This window comes from Rhizobacter sp. P2_H2, from assembly GCF_056403375.1.
This window is the reverse complement of the sequence record NZ_JBFUFP010001682.1, coordinates 1-745: the sequence shown is the minus strand read 5'-3', so window position 1 is coordinate 745 and position 745 is coordinate 1. Positions and strand designations below refer to the sequence as shown.

Sequence of the window (745 nt, the reverse complement as noted above, 5' to 3'; positions counted from 1 at the left end):
CAGTTGAGCTACGGGCAGCGAGGGAACAGGCTGAGGGCCTGCAGATGGGAGAGAGTTGATGGTCGGGGTGAGATGATTCGAACATCCGACCCACTGGTCCCAAACCAGTTGCGCTACCAGGCTGCGCTACACCCCGAACCGGCGCATTGTAACCAGCGCTCGCAGCGATTCGGGCCGCTCGCGCACCGGAACAGATCGACTTCGCATCGAATTCCGTCCGGCCTCCGCTGCATCCGTCACACCGTCAGCGCCCCCAGCGCCTTCTCCAGCCGCTTCACGCTCACCGGCTGCGGCGTGCGCAGCTCCTGCGCAAACAGGCTGACCCGCAGCTCCTCCAGCAGCCAGCGRAACTCCTCCAGCCGCCCGTCGTGCACGCCCTTGCGATCGGCCAGCAGCCGCAGCCAGCGCTGCTCCAGCGGACGCAGTTCGGCCAGCCGCTGGGCATCCCGCGCCGGGTCGGCGCGCAGCTTGTCCAGCCGCATCACCACGCCCTTCAGGTAGCGCGGCAGGTGCGCCAGCTGGGCCCACGGCGTCGCCCCCACGAAACGCTTCGGCACCAGGCGTGCCAGCTGCGCCTGCACGTCGTCGGCCACGTCCTTCGGCGCCCGCGCATCCTTCAGCTTGCGCTGCGCCGCGGCGAATTCGGTCAGCACCACGATCACGCTGCGGGCGATCTCGTTGGCGATCAGCGTCAGGCGCCCTCGCCCTTCGTCGATGCGCCGCCGGAAGGCCTGCGCATCGGCCG

Annotated in this window: 1 protein-coding gene and 1 tRNA gene; both read right to left on the bottom strand. The window is 69.4% G+C overall.

Going from position 1 to position 745, the window contains the following annotated elements; translation table 11 throughout:
* Positions 1–59: 59 nt before the first annotated feature.
* Positions 60–136, bottom strand: a tRNA-Pro gene (locus AC1D15_RS35590).
* A 100-nt stretch (positions 137–236) separates the two neighbouring features.
* A partial coding sequence (locus AC1D15_RS35585; protein ID WP_477829796.1) for a DUF3418 domain-containing protein occupies positions 237–745 on the bottom strand: 509 nt, incomplete at its 5' end.